General features: G+C 70.1%; 13 protein-coding genes and 2 tRNA genes. 10 read left to right on the top strand and 5 right to left on the bottom strand.

Going from position 1 to position 18,067, the window contains the following annotated elements; all coding sequences use genetic code 11:
- The first annotated feature begins 135 nt into the window (after window positions 1-135).
- A complete protein-coding gene (locus tag ACZ59A_RS05080; RefSeq protein WP_470953614.1) occupies window positions 136-969 on the top strand; it encodes an ABC transporter ATP-binding protein in 834 nt (277 codons plus the stop codon).
- Window positions 966-3,473, top strand: a complete 2,508-nt coding sequence (locus ACZ59A_RS05075) for an ABC transporter permease (protein WP_470953611.1) — start codon at window positions 966-968, stop codon at window positions 3,471-3,473. Before ACZ59A_RS05080 ends, ACZ59A_RS05075 begins: the two co-directional genes overlap by 4 nt.
- Before the next feature lie 105 nt (window positions 3,474-3,578).
- Here ACZ59A_RS05075 and ACZ59A_RS05070 read toward each other — a convergent pair whose 3' ends face one another.
- Entirely contained in the window at window positions 3,579-4,760 is a 1,182-nt protein-coding gene (locus ACZ59A_RS05070; RefSeq protein ID WP_470953608.1) for an acyltransferase family protein, read from the bottom strand.
- Between the two features lie 563 nt (window positions 4,761-5,323).
- On the opposite strand from ACZ59A_RS05070, the gene ACZ59A_RS05065 reads away from it, so the two are divergent.
- Window positions 5,324-5,518, top strand: coding sequence for a hypothetical protein (locus ACZ59A_RS05065; RefSeq protein ID WP_470953606.1), 195 nt, complete (start codon window positions 5,324-5,326; stop codon window positions 5,516-5,518).
- A 123-nt stretch (window positions 5,519-5,641) separates the two neighbouring features.
- On the opposite strand, the gene ACZ59A_RS05060 is transcribed toward ACZ59A_RS05065, so the two are convergent.
- A tRNA-Gly gene (locus ACZ59A_RS05060) sits at window positions 5,642-5,715 on the bottom strand.
- Window positions 5,716-5,866: 151 nt separating this feature from the next.
- On the opposite strand from ACZ59A_RS05060, the gene ACZ59A_RS05055 reads away from it, so the two are divergent.
- The 5 genes from ACZ59A_RS05055 (at window position 5,867) to clpX (ending at window position 10,625) form a co-directional block, all read left to right on the top strand.
- A tRNA-Pro gene (locus ACZ59A_RS05055) sits at window positions 5,867-5,943 on the top strand.
- A 154-nt stretch (window positions 5,944-6,097) separates the two neighbouring features.
- The gene (gene tig, locus ACZ59A_RS05050) at window positions 6,098-7,540 is read left to right on the top strand and encodes a trigger factor (protein ID WP_470953603.1); all 1,443 of its coding nucleotides are present in this window, start codon (window positions 6,098-6,100) and stop codon (window positions 7,538-7,540) included.
- Window positions 7,541-7,822: 282 nt separating this feature from the next.
- The gene (locus tag ACZ59A_RS05045) at window positions 7,823-8,437 is read left to right on the top strand and encodes an ATP-dependent Clp protease proteolytic subunit (protein WP_385436109.1); all 615 of its coding nucleotides are present in this window, start codon (window positions 7,823-7,825) and stop codon (window positions 8,435-8,437) included.
- Between the two features lie 60 nt (window positions 8,438-8,497).
- On the top strand, window positions 8,498-9,154 hold the full coding sequence (locus tag ACZ59A_RS05040) for an ATP-dependent Clp protease proteolytic subunit (protein ID WP_039941924.1): 657 nt from the start codon (window positions 8,498-8,500) through the stop codon (window positions 9,152-9,154).
- A gap of 184 nt (window positions 9,155-9,338) precedes the next feature.
- On the top strand, window positions 9,339-10,625 hold the full coding sequence (clpX, locus tag ACZ59A_RS05035; protein WP_009717929.1) for an ATP-dependent Clp protease ATP-binding subunit ClpX: 1,287 nt from the start codon (window positions 9,339-9,341) through the stop codon (window positions 10,623-10,625).
- 87 nt (window positions 10,626-10,712) lie between these two features.
- On the opposite strand, the gene ACZ59A_RS05030 is transcribed toward clpX, so the two are convergent.
- The 3 genes from ACZ59A_RS05030 to ACZ59A_RS05020 all read right to left on the bottom strand — a co-directional run bounded on the left by ACZ59A_RS05030 (window position 10,713) and on the right by ACZ59A_RS05020 (window position 13,642).
- Complete coding sequence (locus ACZ59A_RS05030; RefSeq protein ID WP_470953600.1) at window positions 10,713-11,588, bottom strand: hypothetical protein; 876 nt, start codon at window positions 11,586-11,588, stop codon at window positions 10,713-10,715.
- Window positions 11,589-11,673: 85 nt separating this feature from the next.
- Entirely contained in the window at window positions 11,674-12,672 is a 999-nt protein-coding gene (locus ACZ59A_RS05025) for a hypothetical protein (RefSeq protein ID WP_470953597.1), read from the bottom strand.
- 31 nt (window positions 12,673-12,703) lie between these two features.
- Window positions 12,704-13,642: a hypothetical protein gene (locus ACZ59A_RS05020; RefSeq protein WP_470953594.1), complete on the bottom strand. Its 939-nt coding sequence runs from the start codon at window positions 13,640-13,642 to the stop codon at window positions 12,704-12,706.
- Between the two features lie 120 nt (window positions 13,643-13,762).
- Between ACZ59A_RS05020 and ACZ59A_RS05015 the strand changes: the two genes are divergently transcribed.
- Complete coding sequence (locus ACZ59A_RS05015; RefSeq protein WP_470953591.1) at window positions 13,763-16,396, top strand: valine--tRNA ligase; 2,634 nt, start codon at window positions 13,763-13,765, stop codon at window positions 16,394-16,396.
- Window positions 16,397-16,591: 195 nt separating this feature from the next.
- Window positions 16,592-18,055: a peptidoglycan D,D-transpeptidase FtsI family protein gene (locus tag ACZ59A_RS05010; RefSeq protein ID WP_470953588.1), complete on the top strand. Its 1,464-nt coding sequence runs from the start codon at window positions 16,592-16,594 to the stop codon at window positions 18,053-18,055.
- Window positions 18,056-18,067 lie beyond the last annotated feature (12 nt).

Genomic DNA, 18,067 nt, shown 5'->3' with positions numbered 1-18,067 from the left:
CTTGCCGGGCCCGCTTACCGGGGGTTAACCCCACCCCGATACGGCGGTGACCGCCATGGCCCCGGGACACCCCCGATCCCTACGTTCGTAGGACGTCGTAGGACATCGGGCGAACTCCGGAGAAGGGCCACCACCATGCGGCTGCGCAAGCGGCGTACGACAGCGGGGCCCCCGGCACCGCACCCCGCCCCTGCCACCCACGCCATCGAACTCCATGGCGTCCAGCGCCGCTACGGCCGCGGCGGCAACGCCGTGCACGCGCTCCGCGGCATCGACCTCGCCCTCCCGCACGGCAGCTTCACCGCCGTCATGGGCCCCTCGGGCTCCGGTAAGTCGACATTCCTGCAGTGTGCCGCCGGGCTCGACCGGCCGACCGCCGGGTCCGTCACGCTCGGCGGCACCGAGATCACCGGAATGAGCGAGAACAAGCTCACCACGCTGCGCCGCAGCCGCCTCGGCTTCGTCTTCCAGTCCTTCAACCTGCTGCCCTCCCTCACCGTCGAGCAGAACGTGCTGCTCCCGATGCGGCTCGCCGGTGCCCGCCCCGACCGCGAGCGGGCCCGCGAGGTGCTGGCCCGGGTCGGGCTGCACGAGCACGCCCGGCGCCGCCCGGGACAGCTGTCCGGGGGCCAGCAGCAGCGTGTGGCCATCGCCCGCGCCCTCGTCACCAGCCCGGACGTCGTCTTCGCCGACGAGCCGACGGGCGCCCTGGACACCGTCACCGCCGCCGAAGTGCTCGGGCTGCTGCGGCACGCGGTGGACGCGCTCGGCGCGACCGTGGTGATGGTCACGCACGACCCGGTCGCCGCGAGCTACGCCGACCGGGTGCTCTTCCTCGCGGACGGGCGCGTAGCGGACCGGCTCACCCGCGCCCCGGCGCACGAGATCGCCGACCGGATGACCCGGCTCACCGCCCGCACCCCCGCCGCCGCTCCCGCGGCCCCCGCCGCCCTCGCCGCCGTCCGGTGAGGGCGCTCACCAACGGGCTGGCCCGCGCCTCCGTCCGCTTCAAGCCCGCCGCCTTCGCGGGCACCTTCGTCGCCCTGATGATGACCGCGATGATCGTGTCCGCCTGCGGCATCCTTCTGGAAACCGGCATACGGGCCTCCGTACCGCCCGAGCGCTACGCGAGCGCCCCGGTCGTCGTCGCCGCCGACCAGCGCGCCCACCACATCGTCGGCCACGGCGAGGAGCGGGAGGACGAGTCCGAGCCGGTCCCCGACCGGGCCCGGCTCGACGCCGCGCTCGTCACCGCCGCCGCCCGCACCCCCGGGGCGGCCGCCGCCGCGCCCGACACGACCTTCCCGCTGGGCATCGTCGGCGCCCCGGAGGGCGCGCTGACCGGCCATGGCTGGGGCGCGGCGGCCTTCACCGGCGTGACGCTCGCCACCGGCACCCCGCCCCGGGCGGGCGACGTCGTGCTCGACGAGGGCGCCGCCCGCGCGGCGGGCATCGGCGTGGGCGGGCGCGTCACGGTGAGCGCCCCGGACGGTCGGCACGCCTTCCGGGTGTCCGGCATCGCCCGTGGCGGCGCCGCCCCCACGGCCTGGTTCACCGACACCCGCGCCCGGGCCCTGTCCGGCCACCCCCGTACGGTCGACGCCATCTTCGTCCGGCCCGCCCCCGGCACCACCCCGGACCGTCTGGCCGCACGCCTGAAGGACGCGTACGGGAACGAGGCGGGGGTCCACACCGGGGGCGGGCGCGGCGCGGCCGAGGACGTCTCGCTCGCGGGCGCGCGGGAGCTGCTCGTCGCCCTCGGCGGCTCCTTCGGCGGGATCGCCACCGCCGTCGCCGTCTTCACCGCCGCCGGTACGGTCGCCCTGTCCGTCGGCCAGCGCGCCCGCGAGGTCGCCCTGCTGCGCGCGATCGGCGCCACCCCGCGCCAGATCCGCCGCTCCCTCGCGGCCGAGGCGCTGCTCGTCGCCCCGCTCGCGGGCGCGCTCGGCTGTCTGCCCGGCATCGCCCTCGCGGGGTGGTGGTTCGGACAGCTGAAGGACAAGGGCGCGATCCCCGCCCCCGTGGAGCTCGCGGTCTCGTGGATCCCGCTGGTCACCGCCGTCGGCGCGGGGCTGGTCACCTCGCTCCTCGCGGGCCTGCTGGCCGCCCGCCGCCCGGCGCGGATCAGGCCCGGCCAGGCGCTCGGCGAGGCGGCCGTCGAGCGGCCGCACCTCGGGGTGATCCGGACCCTGCTGGGCGTGGCGGCGCTGGTCGGCGGCATTGTGCTCGCCGGGATCGCCGCGTCGACCTCCGGCGAGGACGCGGCCAACACCGCGCTGGGGATCGTGATGCTCTTCATGCTGGCCGTGGCCCTGCTCGGCCCGCTGGTCGCCCGGCTGTGCGCCTGGCTGATCGGGCTGCCGCTGCGCGCGGGCGCGGCCCCGGCCGTCCTGGCGTCGGCCAACAGCCTGGCCAACGCCCGCCGACTGGCCTCGGCGATCACACCGATCGTGCTGGCCATGGCGTTCTCCTCGACGCTCGTGTTCGTCCACACCAGCGAGGACCACGCGATGGCCGGGCAGCGGCACGCCGGAATCGTCGCCGACCAGGTCGTGTCCGCACCCGGCGGCCTCCCCGCCGACACGGCCGACCGCGCCGCCTCCGTACCGGGCGTGGCGGCGGCGGTGGGCGTGCTGCGCACGGGGGTGCTCGTCACGATGGGCTCCGCACTGCAGGGCGAGACGGCCCAGGGCGTCTCCGGGACGGGCCGTGCGCTGGCGGCCGTACAGGACCTGGACCTCCGCACCGGCCGCCTGGCGGACCTGGGGCCGGGCCGGGTGGCCGTCGACGCGAACCTCGCGAAGTCCGCGCACGTCCGCGTCGGCGACCGGCTGCGGCTCCGCCTGCCGGACGGCACCAGGGCCGCGCCCGAGGTCGTCGCGACGTACGGCCGGGGCCTGGGCATCGCCCGGATCACCCTGCCCCGCGCGGCCCTGGCGGCCCACGTCACGTCGGCCTTCGACGCCGATGTACTGGTACGGGACGACGCGGGCGCGAACCGCGAGGCCGTCGCGGCGGCGCTCGGGAAGCGGCTCGGCGAGCAGGTCACCGGCCCCGACGGCTACGCGGCCGCCGACGACCGGAACCGCGCGCTCAACGCCTGGTCCAACACCACCATGGCCGCGGTGCTCGGCGGCTTCGCCGCGGTCGCCGCCGTCAACACCCTGGTGATGACGGTCCTCGACCGCCGCCGGGAGCTGGGCACCCTGCGGCTGATCGGCTCGACCCGGCGGCAGGTGCTGGGGATGGTGCGCTGGGAGGCGCTGCTGGTGGCCACGGCCGGTGTCGCGCTGGGCACGGCGATCGCCCTGGCCACGCTCGTACCGATGGTGCGCGGGATGACCGGCGAGAGCCCGTACCTCCCGCCGCTGACCTACGCCGGGTTCGCGGGCGCGGCCGTGGCGCTCGGGCTCGCGGCGACCGCCCTGCCCGCCCGGGCGGTGCTGCGCCGGGAGCCGCCGGGACGGGGGTGAGCGGGTGGACGCCAAGGGGACCGCCAAGCGGACCGCCAACGGGAAAACGGGAAAGGGGCCGGGACCATGCGGTCCCGGCCCCTTTCGGGCGCTCTCTTCGAGCCGTCAGGCGGCGGTGCGGTGACGGGCCTGCTCGGCGGGGTCCTTGCGGAACGCCCACGCCATCTTCGGCTCCATCGCGAAGCGGAAGGCGCGCTGCACCGGCGGGGTGCACAGCACGGTGATCACGCTGGCCGCGACGATGGTGACGGTGATCTCACCCAGCGGCTTGTGCAGCCAGGCGATGTCGAACCAGCCCCAGAAGCGCGAGCCCTTGGCGAGGAAGCCGTGCAGCAGGTAGCCGTACAGCGTTCCGGCGCCCAGCACCGTGAACCACATGTGGCGCCGCGGCACCCAGGCGAAGAAGCACGCGGTGAGGACCATCGAGCAGCCGAACATGGCCAGGGTCATCACGGGGCCGGTCCACGCCGGGGCGTGGAGCTCCTGGACGCTGTCGCGGTGGTAGAACCAGGCCGAGTTCATCCGGGGCGCCGCCCAGTAGGCGAACAGCAGGGCGCCCGCGAAGATCGGCACCGATGCCATCCGCATCTTGGGGCCGCGCATGCGCTGGAAGTGCTCGGGCTTCATGCACAGGCCGATGACGAAGAACGGCAGGAACTGAAGGACCCGCTGGAGGTCGAGGTCGTCGCCGATGTCGGGCGAGACGGACGCCAGGGTGGCGATCGCCAGCGCGAGCGGGACCGGCCAGCGCACCAGCTTCCAGATCGGCGTCGTCAGCCGCCACACGAACAGCGCGACCAGGAACCAGGTCAGGTACCAGGGGTCGAGCAGGCTGATCGGGTGGCCCGGGTCGTCGTCGGCCCAGCGCTTGAAGAAGCTGTACGCGACCTCGAACAGCACGTACGGCACCGCGACACCGGTGATGAGCCGCCGGAGCCGGTCGGGCCGCATGTCGAAGCTGCGGGAGAAGAAGCCGGAGATGATGATGAAGGCCGGCATGTGGAAGGTGTACACGGTCATGTACAGGGCTTCCGCGGTGCGGCTCGTATCGGTGAGCGGCTCCCACGAGTGGGCCATCGCGACCAGCACGATCGCGAGGTACTTCGCGTTGTCGAAGAACGCGTCGCGCTGCTTCGGCTTCTGCCCGGCAGGGGCACTGGCGGCGGGCGCAGTCGCCTGACGCCCTGATTCTTCGCGCTGCGGTGTGGGGGACGACCCGGCCTCGGCTTCCCGGACCGGGGGGAGCGGGGACCGCTGGGAACCGTGCGGGCGCAGGGAGTTGGTCACAGGCCCTCCCACCAGGAGCTGGGGGAGAGCACCCGGGACCGCACTGCGCGTGGGGGAGAGATGGCAGCGTGGAACATCTGAGGCACGATAGCGCCGAAACCTCTATTGCGTAAAACCTCGCCCTGGTCTTCCCCAGTAATACGGTTCACACTCCGGCCGATAGCCGACCGTTATCAAGTCGACATAGCGATCCGGTTGTTCGATATGAGGAACTTGACTGTCCGTTCTGTCGGGTTTCATCCACCTTAAATGGTGCATATGCCCCTCAGGTGTCTCTGGTGGAATGTCTGATTCATGGAAATCGGAATTCCCTTCCGGGTTATGCGATCAGGTCGAAAATTGATCCACGGAATTGTGGGGAGCGTCACCCGTGTCCTGCTGTGTAAGGCATTTCTGACGGGGTACCAAGACGGTGGGTGTGGTGTGCGCCGACACAGGTGATCACCTCACCCTGCTGCTGTGGGGCCGTAGTTGATGGCACGATGGCTGCAGCGGGGGTGTGCGAGGTCGCGTGCTTCCGGGGCCGGGTGAAGACATGAGCGACCGAGGAAGCGTGATCAGCTGTGGTCATTTCCCTGTCATTGGTGGTGCTGGTGGGGATCATCCTCGTACTGATGATCCGCGCCGGGAAGACGAAACCGGGGCCTGCGCTCGTCGCCGCCCTCTTCGGCTTTCTGCTGGCCTCATCCGATCTGGCGCCGAACATCCAGGACTTCCTCGACTCGGTCGCCAGCTCCATCGGCGACATCAACCTCTGAGTCGCGCCTGGAGCCAGGCTTGAACTGGAGCCGCGCTTGAACTGGAGCCACTGAACTGGAGCCACGCTCGAATACGCCGACGGCCCGACCCTGGGGATCCCGGGGCCGGGCCGTCGTACGTCATGGAGCGGGCGACGGGAATCGAACCCGCGTAGCCAGTTTGGAAGACTGGGGCTCTACCATTGAGCTACGCCCGCACGTGCCGCGCATCGCCCGGGTGTGATCACCCGGATCGCGGTACGGAAAGCATCGTAGCGGGTCCGGGCCCTCTCCCGCACACCCTTGCCCGCCGGTGGAATAACGGGCAGCCGGGGCGTCCGCGGCCATGTACCCTACGTGTCGCACCGACGGGGTGTGGCGCAGCTTGGTAGCGCGTCCGCTTTGGGAGCGGAAGGTCGTCGGTTCGAATCCGGCCACCCCGACCATCCACAGGCGTCAAGATCGCGTTGTGGGCCGCGTCATGCTTGCGGTTACTATGCAAGCTGCGCGTCTGTGTCTTTCTTTACCGGGCGCGATCCGCTGCGAAGCATCAGTGCGAGGCAGCAGAACACCACACGTCAGCCCCAAGGAGACCGAACCGTGAAGAGCGCCGTGGAGAACCTGAACCCGACCCGGGTTCGGCTCACTGTCGAGGTGCCCTTCGAGGAGCTCAAGCCCAGCCTCGACGCGGCGTACAAGAAGATCAACCAGCAGGTCACGGTGCCTGGCTTCCGTAAGGGCAAGATCCCGGCCCGCATCATCGACCAGCGTTTCGGCCGCGGTGCGGTGCTGGAGGAGGCCGTCAACGACGCCCTCCCGAAGTTCTACACCGAAGCGGTCAACGAGGGTGAGCTGAACCCGCTGGGGCAGCCCGAGGTCGACATCACCGAGCTCAAGGACAACGAGCTGCTGACGTTCACCGCCGAGGTGGACATCCGCCCGACGATCGAGATCCCGGACTACTCCGGCATCGAGGTCACCGTCGACTCCGTCGAGGTCTCGGACGAGGACATCGACAAGTCGGTCGAGCAGCTGCGTGAGCGCTTCGCCACCACCAGCCCCGTCGAGCGCGCCGCGGGCGAGGGCGACATCGTCGTCGTCGACCTGGAGGCCAAGGTCGACGGTGAGGTGCTGGAGGACGGTGTCGCCGAGGGCGTCACCTACACCATCGGCTCCGGTGAGCTGCTCGACGGCATCGATGAGGCCGTGACCGGTCTGGAGGCCGGTGGCACCGCCACCTTCGCCTCCGAGCTGAAGGGCGGCTCCGCCCAGGGCAAGGAGGCCGAGGTCTCCGTCAAGGTGAACGAGGTCAAGGCCCGGGAGCTGCCCGAGCTGGACGACGACTTCGCCCAGCTGGCCAGTGAGTTCGACACCCTTGAGGACCTGCGCGCGGACAGCCGCAAGCGCCTGGAGCAGTCGAAGAAGTACGACCAGGCCACCCAGGCCCAGGAGAAGGTGCTCGACGCCCTCCTGGAGCTGGTCGAGGTCCCGATCCCCGAGAAGCTGCTCGAGGACGAGGTCCAGACCCGCAAGCACAACCTGGAGCACCACCAGCTCGGCCAGATGGGCCTGAACCTGGAGTCCTACCTGGAGCTTCAGGGCAAGTCCGCCGAGGAGTTCGACGCCGAGCTCAAGGAGCAGGCGGAGAAGGGCATCCGGACCCAGTTCGTCCTCGACGAGCTGGTCAACAAGGAGCAGCTGTCCGTCGGCCAGGAGGAGCTCACCGAGCACCTGATGCGCCGTGCGCAGTCCTCCGGCATGAGCCCGGACCAGTTCGCCCAGCAGGTCGTCGAGGGTGGCCAGGTGCCGATGCTCGTCGGTGAGGTCGCCCGCGGCAAGGCGCTCGCCGTCGTGGTCGAGGCCGCCAAGGTCGTCGACGACAAGGGCGAGACCGTCGACCTGGACGACGAGGACGAGACCGCCGAGACGGTCGAGGCCGCAGCCGAGGGCGACGAGGCCGCCGAAGAGACCGCCGAGGTCACCGAGGCCGCCGCCGAGGCCGCTCCCGAGCAGGAGAAGGCGCAGGACAAGGCCGAGGGCTGATCCTGGCCGCTCCGCAGCCCGTAACGAACGGGCCCGAACGTCTGCGCGCGTCCGGGCCCGTTCGTGTTCCGCGAAGTCCGCGGGCCCGCGGGGCCGCGGAACCTGCGCTCAGAGCGAACAGTTCCTGATGCGGGATGGCGCCCGCCGACCAGCGCGTTAGGGTCCGTAGATACGAGGGCAGGGAGTCTCGCAGGCCGCCGGATCGCACCGGCCGGCCCGTCCCCGAGCCCAGAAGAAGACGCTGAGACGGCCAGTCGCCGTCAGAGACGAGCAGGTGGATACGTGACGAATACGATGCCTTCCGCCGCCGGCGAGCCGACCGGCGGTGGCCTCGGCGACCAGGTCTACAACCGGCTGCTCGGTGAGCGGATCATCTTCCTCGGCCAGCCGGTCGACGACGAAATCGCCAACAAGATCACCGCGCAGCTGCTCCTGCTCGCCGCGGACCCGGACAAGGACATCAACCTCTACATCAACTCTCCGGGCGGCTCGATCTCGGCGGGCATGGCGATCTACGACACCATGCAGTTCATTCCGAACGACGTCGTCACCATCGCCATGGGCCTCGCCGCCTCGATGGGGCAGTTCCTGCTGAGCGCGGGCACCCCCGGCAAGCGATTCGCGCTGCCGAACGCCGAGATTCTGATCCACCAGCCGTCCGCGGGTCTGGCCGGTTCGGCCTCGGACATCAAGATCCACGCCGAGCGGCTGCTGCACACCAAGAAGCGGATGGCCGAGCTGACCGCGTTCCACACCGGTCAGACCGTTGAGCAGATCACCCGCGACTCCGACCGCGACCGCTGGTTCTCCGCCGAGGAGGCCAAGGCGTACGGCCTGGTCGACGACGTCATGGCCTCGGCCTCGGGCGTTCCGGGCGGGGGCGGCACCGGGGCCTGAGCCCCGCCGTCCCGTACCGACCTCCAGCCCTTTGATCGCCACAGGATGGTGAACACCCAGATGAACAACTTTCCCGGCAGCGGCCTCTACGACGGCCCGATGGCCGAATCGCGCTATGTCGTCCCGCGCTTCGTCGAGCGCACCTCCCAGGGTGTCCGGGAGTACGACCCGTATGCGAAGCTCTTCGAAGAGCGCGTGATCTTCCTGGGCGTCCAGATCGACGACGCCTCGGCCAACGACGTCATGGCGCAGCTCCTGTGCCTGGAGTCGATGGACCCGGATCGCGACATTTCGGTCTACATCAACTCGCCCGGCGGCTCGTTCACGGCGCTGACCGCCATTTACGACACGATGCAGTTCGTCAAGCCCGATATCCAGACGGTCTGCATGGGCCAGGCGGCCTCCGCCGCGGCCGTGCTGCTCGCCGCCGGTACCCCCGGCAAGCGGATGGCGCTGCCCAATGCCCGTATCCTGATCCACCAGCCGTACAGCGAGACCGGCCGGGGTCAGGTCTCCGACCTGGAGATCGCGGCCAATGAGATCCTCCGGATGCGGTCGCAGCTGGAGGAGATGCTGGCCAAGCACTCCACCACGCCGATCGAGAAGATCCGCGACGACATCGAGCGGGACAAGATCCTGACCGCCGAGGAGTCGCTGGAGTACGGTCTGGTCGACCAGATCGTCTCGACCCGTAAGACCTCGGTCGGCCTGGGCTGAAGCCAGGGCGACCCGGCGCCCCTTGGACCAGTTAGGTCCAAGGGGGGCCCGAACCGGGGGCCCGGCAAGGTACCGTCATAGAGGGCTGGGGGCCGGCCCCCGGGAAACATCAAGCGGAAAGCTCGCAGCGCAAGCACCCGGTTCCGCAGAGCAAAGCGGATCCAAGGCGAAGGGGAAGCACCTCGTGGCACGCATCGGTGACGGCGGCGACCTGCTCAAGTGCTCGTTCTGCGGGAAGAGCCAGAAGCAGGTGAAGAAGCTCATCGCGGGCCCTGGTGTGTACATCTGCGATGAGTGCATCGATCTCTGCAACGAGATCATCGAGGAAGAGCTGGCCGAGACCTCAGAGGTGCGGTGGGAGGAACTCCCCAAGCCGCGTGAGATCTACGAGTTCCTCGAGGGCTATGTGGTCGGCCAGGAGGCCGCCAAGAAGTCCCTCTCCGTCGCGGTCTACAACCACTACAAGCGGGTCCAGGCCGGTGAGAACGGCAGCCACAGCAAGGACGACGGCATCGAGTTGGCGAAGTCCAACATCCTGCTGCTCGGTCCGACGGGCTCCGGGAAGACGCTGCTCGCGCAGACCCTCGCCCGGATGCTCAATGTTCCCTTCGCCATCGCCGACGCCACCGCGCTCACGGAGGCGGGCTACGTCGGCGAGGACGTGGAGAACATCCTCCTCAAGCTGATCCAGGCCGCCGACTACGACGTCAAGAAGGCCGAGACGGGCATCATCTACATCGATGAGATCGACAAGGTGGCCCGCAAGAGCGAGAACCCCTCGATCACCCGTGACGTCTCCGGCGAGGGCGTGCAGCAGGCGCTGCTGAAGATCCTTGAGGGCACCACCGCCTCCGTGCCGCCGCAGGGCGGCCGGAAGCACCCGCACCAGGAATTCATCCAGATCGACACGACGAACGTGCTGTTCATCGTGGGCGGTGCCTTCGCCGGCCTGGAGAAGATCATCGAGTCGCGGGCCGGTGCCAAGGGCATCGGCTTCGGCGCCACGATCCGCTCCAAGCGCGAGATCGAGGCCAGCGACCAGTTCCAGGAGGTCATGCCGGAGGACCTGGTGAAGTTCGGGATGATCCCGGAGTTCATCGGACGGCTCCCCGTCATCACCTCCGTCCACAACCTCGACCGCGAGGCGCTGCTGCAGATCCTGGTCGAGCCGCGGAACGCGCTCGTCAAGCAGTATCAGCGGCTGTTCGAACTCGACGGCGTGGAGCTGGACTTCGACCGCCCGGCCCTGGAGGCCATCGCCGACCAGGCGATCCTGCGCGGCACCGGCGCGCGCGGCCTGCGCGCCATCATCGAAGAGGTCCTGATGTCGGCGATGTACGAGGTGCCGTCCCGCAAGGACGTGGCCCGCGTCGTCATCACCGAGGACGTCGTTCACTCGAACGTCAACCCGACGCTGGTGCCCCGCTCGCGCGGCACCGAGCCGGGTGAACGGCACGAGAAGAGCGCGTGAGCGCCGCGTAGAGCGCATACGAAGAGGGCCCCGGTCTCCGGGGCCCTCTTCGTGTCACAGGCGCCTGTGCGGCGTCCTGTGGGCGGCTCAGGCGGGCTTGCGGGTGTCCTTGTAGATGCCCGCGGTCACCTTCGCGAAGGCTTCCACGTCCACAGCGGACGCGGTGGTGTTCTCCGCGTTGACGTCCAGCACCATCGCCGCGTCTGTCTCCTCCGCCCACGCGCAGGCCGGGGCGTAGATCCGGTCGTACATCTTCACGACCTCGCAGTCGATGGCGGGGCCGTCCGCGCCGTCCGGCCGGAACGTCTTGCGCTCCTGCTCGACCGCCGGGGAGCCCTCGCCGCCCTCGAAGCCCTTGAACATCCCGTCCTGAACCCGCCCGGGGTCGTCGATCTCCCCGTACATGCCGGAGAACGCGAGCCCCGAGTTCTCGTCGTCGGCGCGCTGGTACTGACCGAGGACGGAGGTCGCGCCCTCGGGCATGCTGCTCTGTACGCTCGTGCCCTCGTCCTTCAGCGCATCGGTGCCCTTGGACAGGGTGTACGTGCCGTTGTCGAGCGTCTTGGGGGTGACGAGCCGCATCGGCGCGGGGCCGCTGTCGCCGCCGGACAGCACCACGGCGCCGGTGACGATCGCCCCCGCCACCACGAGCCCCGCCGCCGATATCGCGATGATCTTGGTGCGATTGCGGCCCGGCGCGGGTCCGGGCGGTGCCGGGTAGCCCGGCTGCCCGTAGGGCCCCGGCGCTTGCGGATAGCCGTACCCCGGCTGGGGTGCCTGCGGATAGCCGTACCCCGGCTGGGGTGCCTGCGGATAGCCGTAACCCGGGTTCTGGGCGTACGGGTTGGGCTCCGCGGACGGCTGCTGCCCCCCGCCGTACGGATTGGGCTGGGCGCCCCCGTACGGGCCGGGCCCGCCGCCGCCGTAGGGACCGGGCGGCGGCGGTGGCTGGTTGTGGCTCATGGGTGTGGGGTTATCCCTCCGGACGGTGGGCGGCGTATGGACCGGGAGGGCGCGGAACCGCGCCCCCGGGTGCGTCTGCTTGCGTCTACTTGGGGATCTCGACGCGGACGTCCTTGCGGACCTTCGCGGTGATGTCCCCGGCCTGGTCCATTGACATGCCCCCGCCGGAGATCACGGCGGCGGCGTCGGACACGATCACGAAGCCGACCGTGCTGTGGTCGCCCCACATGCAGATCGGAACGGTGAAGCCCTTGCTGCCCACACCGCTCGCGCTGGCGCCGGACCCCGGGGTGAACTTGGCGTTCTGGCACTTGATGACGGCGTCGTCCGTCCCGGCGGGGGTCACCTTCTCGGGGCTGCCGACGAGTTCGGCCTTCCCGCCGCTGCTGTCCGTCGACGGGTCCTTGGTGGCCTCGTTCGCCATCTTCGCGAAGGCGCCGTCGACGACCGTCGCGGGGTCCTTCACCTCGCCCCAGACGCCCTTGAACTGCAGCTGCTTCACGGTCATCCCGGAACCGGCCTTGTAGTTCGCGCCCGCGCCCTTCGGGTTCTGCACGCCGAACTTCTCGAAGTCGCTGGTGTCGCTGGAGGTCATCGAGTCGTCGCTGCCCGCCTGCTTGGTGTACTCACCGGCCACGGTCTGCGGGGTGGTGAGCTTGTACCGCTTGCCGTCGTCGGCGACCGAGCCGCCGCCGCTGTCGCTGCTGCTGAACACCATGACCCCGCCGATGACCGCGGCCACCACGACCACCGCGCCGATGGCTATCGCCAGGCCCTTCTTCTTGCCGCCGCCCTGGCCCGGGCCCGGCTGGTACGGACCCGGCATGCCCGGCTGACCGTACGGCTGCTGGCCATAGGGCTGCTGACCGTACGGCTGCTGCGGCTGCTGGCCGTACGGGTTCGGGGGCTGGCCGGGCTGCTGCGGGTGACCGTAGCCGGGCTGCTGCGGCTGGCCGTACGGACCGGGCTGCTGGGGCGGCTGCTGCGGGTAGCCGTAGCCGGGCTGGCCGGCGGCACCGCCCTGTCCGTACGGACCCGGCTGCTGGGGCTGCTGACCGTAGGGGCCCGGCTGGTTGTAGCTCATCTTTTTCCCTCGTTAGGTTGTGCTGTTGTAGCTATTTGTCGATTTCGACGCGTGCGTCCTCACGCACCTTGGCGGTCAGCCCCGCGGCGTCCTCCAACGACATGCTGCCGCCGAGAACGGCCCCCGCCGGGTCCGCCAGTACCGCGACGCCCAGGGTGCTCTTGTCGCCCCAGACGCACGCGGGAGCTTCCATGGATCCCTGATCCGACGTGAACTTCAGGGACTGGCACTTCATGACGTCCCCGTCGAAGCCGTCCGGCGAGAACTCCTGGGGCGTTCCGCTCGCTTGCGCGGTGCCGTTGTCCTGAAGCGCCTTGACGATGACCGCGAGGGCCAGGTCCGCGCCCCGCTTCGGGTCGGTCACCTCGCCCCAGACACCGGTGAACTTCAGCATCTCCTTGCCGTCGGTCTGGTAGTCGGCCGCCACCAGGTGCGGATCCTTGACCACCGGGACCTGCTGGAGGTCCTTCTTGCCCGACGCCGACAGATCGCCGTCGTCCGTGCCGTTGCCCTGGCGCTGGTACTCCTTCGCGACCGTCTTCGGGGTCGTGAGCTTGTACGGCCCGCCGTCGCCGCCGAACAGCAGGAACCCGCCCGCCACCAGCCCGCCCACGACCACCAGCGCGCCCACCGCCATGCCGATGGTCCGGCCCTTGCCGCGTCCACCGGGAGCGGCGGGCGGCGCGGGCGGACCGCCGTAGAAGCCCTGCCCCGGCTGCCCCGGCTGCCCTGGCTGGCCCGGCTGCGGGGCCTGCTGGCCGTAGGGGTTCGCGGGGGAGCCGTACGGGCTGCCGCCGTTGTACGGAGGAGGCGCCGCGTAGCCCCCCGGCTGCCCGGGCTGACCCGGCTGCGGGTGACCGTAGCCGGTGGGCTGGGCATACGGATTCGGCACAGGTGGCTGGCCGGCGCCGTGAGGGCCCGGCTGTGCCCCGTAGGGACCGGGCTGCGGCGGCGGCTGCTGATAGCTCATCGTGCCTCTCCTAGAAGCGCATGACAGGTCCTGAACATCCTTCCCGACGCGCCTCGGCGGCGTTGCGGCGGGGCCGCAACGGGTTCGTAACGGAGTCCGGCGGGCCTTTAGACTGCGGGGGTGACCGAGAACTCTCAGCAGCGCCCCGACAGCGGGCCGAACAGCCACCCTGAACTGCCGACCCAGTACGCGCCGGCCGAGGTAGAGGGGCAGCTGTACGAGCGCTGGGTAGAGCGCGGTTACTTCGAAGCGGACGCCCAGAGCGGCAAGGAGCCGTACACGGTCGTCATCCCGCCGCCCAATGTGACCGGATCCCTCCACCTGGGCCACGCTTTCGAGCACACGATCATCGACGCGCTCACCCGCCGCAAGCGGATGCAGGGCTACGAGACGCTGTGGCAGCCGGGCATGGACCACGCGGGTATCGCCACGCAGAACGTGGTCGAGCGCGAGCTGGCCAAGGAGGGCGCCTCCCGCCACGACCTTGGCCGCGAGGCGTTCGTCGAGCGCGTGTGGCAGTGGAAGAACGAGTCCGGCGGGCAGATTTCCGGCCAGATGCGGCGGCTGGGCGACGGCGTCGCGTGGAACCGCGAGCGGTTCACCATGGACGAGGGACTGTCCAAGTCCGTCCAGACCATCTTCAAGAAGCTCTACGACGATGAGCTGATCTACCGCGCCGAGCGCATCATCAACTGGTGCCCCCGCTGCCTTACGGCCATCTCCGACATCGAGGTGGAGTACCAGGACGACGACGGTGAACTGGTGTCGATCCGGTACGGCGAGGGCGACACCGCGATCGTCGTCGCCACGACCCGCGCCGAGACGATGCTGGGCGACACCGCGGTCGCCGTCCACCCCGCCGACGACCGCTACCGGCACCTGGTCGGCACGGAGATCGAGCTGCCGCTGACCGGCCGCCGCATCCCGGTCGTCGCCGATGAGCACGTCGACCCGGAGTTCGGCACCGGCGCGGTCAAGGTCACCCCGGCCCACGACCCGAACGACTTCGAGATCGGGCAGCGCCACGACCTGCCGAACCTCAGCGTCATGGACGAGCACGCGGTGATCACCGCGCACGGCCCGTTCCAGGGGCTGGACCGGCTGGAGGCGCGCAGCGCCATCGTCGGCGCCCTGCGCGCCGAGGGCCGGATCGTCGCCGAGAAGCGCCCGTACACCCACTCCGTGGGCCACTGCTCGCGCTGCAAGACCACGATCGAGCCGCGGCTGTCCATGCAGTGGTGGGTCAAGGTCGGCCCGCTGGCCAAGGCATCGGGCGACGCCGTCCGCGACGGCCGGGTGAAGATCCACCCCGACGACATGTCGAAGCGCTACTTCGACTGGGTCGACAACATGCACGACTGGTGCATCTCGCGCCAGCTGTGGTGGGGCCACCGCATCCCGGTCTGGTACGGGCCGGACGGCGAGGTCGTCTGTGTCGGCGCGGACGAGGAGCCGCCGAGCGGCGAGGGCTGGACGCAGGACAGCGACGTCCTGGACACCTGGTTCTCCTCCGCCCTGTGGCCGTTCTCCACGCTCGGCTGGCCCGAGCGGACCGAGAGCCTGGCGAAGTTCTATCCGAACTCGGTCCTGGTCACCGGCTACGACATCCTCTTCTTCTGGGTCGTCCGGATGATGATGATGGGCCTGTACGCGATGGACGGCACTCCGCCGTTCCGCACCATCGCCCTGCACGGGATGGTCCGCGACCAGTTCGGCAAGAAGATGTCCAAGTCCTTCGGGAACGCGGTCAACCCCCTGGACTGGATGGACGCCTACGGCTCCGACGCCGTCCGCTTCACCCTCGCCCGCGGCGCCAACCCCGGGGTGGACGTGCCGATCGGCGAGGACTGGGTCCAGGCGTCCCGTAACTTCGCCAACAAGATCTGGAACGCGACCCGCTTCGCGCTGATGAACGGCGCCACGGTCGAGGGCGAACTGCCCGCCCCCGAGCGGCTGTCGGCCACCGACCGCTGGATCCTGTCCCGGCTGAACGAGGTCGTCGCGGACGTCGACGCGTTCTACGAGGACTACCAGTTCGCGAAGCTCTCGGACACGCTCTTCCACTTCGCGTGGGACGAGGTCTTCGACTGGTACGTGGAGCTGTCCAAGACCACCTTCCAGAAGGGCGGCGCGGAGGCCGACGTCTCGCGGCGCGTCCTCGGTGAGGTCCTCGACGTCACGCTGCGGCTGCTGCACCCGGTGGTCCCGTTCGTCACCGAGAAGCTGTGGACCGCGCTCACCGGCCAGGAGTCGGTCGTCATCGCCGACTGGCCGAAGGACAGCGGCTTCCGCGACGAGGCCGCCGAGCGGGAGATCGAGAACCTCCAGCAGGTGGTCACCGAGGTCCGCAGGTTCCGCGCCGACCAGGGCCTCCAGCCCGGCCAGAAGGTCCCGGCCCGGCTCGAGCTGTCCGGCACCTCGCTCGCCGCCCACGAGGACGCGATGCGCTCCCTGCTGCGCCTCCAGCCGGCCGGGGAGGGCTTCACCGCCACCGCCTCGCTGCCGGTGGCGGGCGCGACCGTGGCGCTGGACCTGTCCGGCGCGATCGACGTCGAGGCCGAGCGCAAGCGGCTGGCCAAGGACCTCGCCGCGGCCGAGAAGGACAAGGCGCAGACCACGGCCAAGCTGTCCAACGACGGGTTCCTGGGCAAGGCGCCCGACCACGTGGTGGAGAAGATCCGCGCCCGGCAGGCGACCGCCGAGGCCGACATCGCCAGGATCACCGCGCAGTTGGCGTCCCTGCCCCAGGGCTGACCCTCCGACCGGTGCCGAGCGCCCCCGCCCCTCACGGCGGGGGCGCTCGTGCTTGTTCCCGGCCCGGGCCCCCGGGCCGGTGTGCGATGTCGCACAGTGGCCCCACCAGGCATCATCCGTACGCTGGGTCGGGAACCCGTAGCCGCCTTCCGGGAGTTATCCACCCGTACGTCCCGGAAGGAGCTCCCCCCTCCCATGAACAAACCGCTGCGCCGCGCCTCCGTCTTCTCCCTGCTGCTCGTGCTGGTCCTGCTCGCCTGGGTCACCTATGTCCAGGTGGCGGAGGGGGCGAGCTTCCGGGACAACTCCCACAACGAACGCAACACCATCAGCCAGTACGCCAACCCGCTGGGCAACATCATGGCGAAGGGCGAGCCCATCACCGGCTCGACCGCCACCACCGGCGATCTGAAGTACAAGCGGACGTACCCCGACGGGAAGCTCTACGCGCCGGTCACCGGCTATGCCTCGCAGTCGTACGGCAGCAACCAGCTGGAGGCCCTGAACCGGTCCGTGCTCGACGGCACCGACACCCGGCTGAAGAATCCCCTGGAGGCGATGACCAGGGAGCCGTCCAAGCCGGGCGATGTGCTGACGACGATCGACCCGGCCGTGCAGAAGGCCGCCTTCGAGGGACTGGGGAACAAGGCTGGCGCGGCCGTGGCGATCGACCCGAAGACCGGCAAGGTGCTCGCCCTGGCCAGTACGCCCTCGTACGACCCGAGCGACTTCGCCGGGTCCGGTACCTCCGACCAGAAGGCGTGGCTGAAGCTGACGAAGGACAAGGACCAGCCGATGCTGAACCGGGCGCTGCGCCAGACGTACCCGCCGGGGTCGGCGTTCAAGCTGGTGGTCGCGGCGGCCGCCCTGGAGAACGGGCTGTACTCGTCGGTGGACGAGCCGACCAAGAGCCCGGACCCGTACCGGCTGCCCGGCACGGTCACCGACATGAAGAACGAGAACGCGTCGGCGCCCTGTGAGAACGCGACGATCCGCACGGCCTTGCAGTACTCGTGCAACACGGTCTTCGCGAAGCTGGCCGTGGACCTGGGCCAGTCCAAGCTGGGTGCCGAGGCGAAGAAGCTGGGCTTCGACGACTCCAAGCTGGACATCCCCGTGCGCGCCGCCAAGAGCGTGTACCCGAGCGGGATGGACGACGCGCAGACGGCGCTCACCGGCATGGGCCAGTTCGACGTGACCGCGACCCCGCTCCAGATGGCGATGGTCTCCTCGGCGATCGCGAATGACGGCAAGCTGATGAAGCCGTACGAGGTGGACCGCACGACGGATGGCAGCGCGACCACTCTGGACCGCACCGACCCGGAGACCTACAGCCAGGCGATGTCGAAGTCCACGGCGCAGGAGCTGCGGTCGGCGATGCGGACGGTCGTGCAGAAGGGCACGGGCACCAACGCGAAGATCCCCGGGATCGAGGTCGGCGGCAAGACCGGCACTGCGCAGCACGGCGAGAACAACAGCGGTAATCCGTTCGCGTGGTTTGTGAGTTACGCGGATGACGGCAGCGGCCACAAGGTCGCGGTCGCGGTGGTGGTCGAGGACAGCGACGCACCCCGGGCGGACATCTCCGGCGGCGGCCTGGCCGGGCCGATCGCCAAGTCGATGATGTCCGCCGCCGTCGGCGGCGGGGCGGCGTCCTGAGGGACCGCGCCG

The sequence above is a fragment of the Streptomyces sp. NPDC040405 genome, assembly GCF_055595765.1.
This window is presented reverse-complemented; position numbering and strand designations above follow the sequence as displayed.

Excerpts from the sequence above, each read along its gene's own strand:
- ACZ59A_RS05080 (WP_470953614.1), top strand. The coding sequence starts at position 136 with ATGCGGCTGCGCAAGCGGCGTACGACAGCGGGGCCCCCGGCACCGCAC.
- ACZ59A_RS05040 (WP_039941924.1), top strand. The coding sequence starts at position 8,498 with ATGAACAACTTTCCCGGCAGCGGCCTCTACGACGGCCCGATGGCCGAA.
- ACZ59A_RS05030 (WP_470953600.1), bottom strand. The coding sequence starts at position 11,588 with ATGAGCCACAACCAGCCACCGCCGCCGCCCGGTCCCTACGGCGGCGGC.
- ACZ59A_RS05025 (WP_470953597.1), bottom strand. The coding sequence starts at position 12,672 with ATGAGCTACAACCAGCCGGGCCCCTACGGTCAGCAGCCCCAGCAGCCG.
- ACZ59A_RS05020 (WP_470953594.1), bottom strand. The coding sequence starts at position 13,642 with ATGAGCTATCAGCAGCCGCCGCCGCAGCCCGGTCCCTACGGGGCACAG.
- ACZ59A_RS05010 (WP_470953588.1), top strand. The coding sequence starts at position 16,592 with ATGAACAAACCGCTGCGCCGCGCCTCCGTCTTCTCCCTGCTGCTCGTG.